The organism is Streptomyces sp. SID3343 (genome assembly GCF_009865215.1).
Classification (GTDB): domain Bacteria; phylum Actinomycetota; class Actinomycetes; order Streptomycetales; family Streptomycetaceae; genus Embleya.
In genome coordinates, this window is record NZ_WWJX01000848.1 from 1 (window position 1) to 1003 (window position 1003).

Consider the following 1003-nt stretch of genomic DNA (forward strand, 5'->3'; position numbering starts at 1 on the left):
TCGGGGTGGGATCGCGCGACGTGATGCGCGGCGGTGAACCGCTCTCGCTGGAGGACCTGATGCCGTGGGCGAGTCCCGGCATCGCCGCAGGTCGGACCTGGGTGTACGCCCCCGAGCAGGGCACGTTGCGCCGCCGCCGGGAGCGCCTCGCCGAGGCCCTGGCCGAGGACCCGGAGGCGGGGAACGCGCTGTTTCGGCCGTCCCGTTCGCGGACGACGGCCTCGCTACCGGCGCCGCTGCCCGGTTGTGACGCCCCGTCGGGTCCGCTCGCGCGCGAGGTCGGGCCCGCGCCGCGGTTGGTCAGGGTCGCGCGGCGGCCGTTCGACCGACAGTGGCTGCTCGCCGACCACCGGGTGGTGGACTTCGCGCGGCCGGAGCTGTGGCGGGTGCGCGGCGAACACCAGGTCTACTTGACGATGCGACAAGCCGGGGATCCCTGGCCGGTGTTGTGCAGCGCGCTGTTGCCGGACGCGATGCACCACGGGGGGCGCGGTGGGCGAGTGCTGCCGCTGTATCGCGACCCGGCGGGCGCCGAGCCGAACGTCGCGCCGGGCCTGACGTCGCTGCTCGCGGATCGGCTCGGGGCGGCGGTGTCGGCCGAGGACCTGCTCGCGTGGATCGTGGCCGTGACGCGGGATCCGCGGCGGATCCCGCTCACGACGGATCCGCGCGTGTGGGCGGACGGGGTGCGGATCGGCCGGTGCCTGGTCGCCCTGCACACGTTCGGCGCGCGGTTCGGGCGACCGGGCGAGGGCAAGCCGCGACTGCCGGGCGGGCGGCGGCCGTTCGTGCGCGAACCGGTCCCGGCCCGGCCGACGGCGGCGACCTACGACGACGAGACCCGGTCCGTGCTGCTCGGCTCCGGCCGGATCGGACCGGTCCCGCGCGAGGTGTGGGACCTGGGCGTGCTGGAACCGTGGGTGGCGGCCCGTGTCGAGCCCCCGGGCGAGGGCCTGGAGCGCATCCGCGAACGCACCTGGTCGAGCGACCTGACCAGCGAACT

General features: G+C 76.0%; 1 protein-coding gene. It reads left to right on the forward strand.

What is annotated here, in order from left to right:
- Positions 1 to 1003: type ISP restriction/modification enzyme (locus tag GT354_RS26400; protein ID WP_161358872.1), on the forward strand; the 1003-nt coding region annotated here is incomplete at both ends.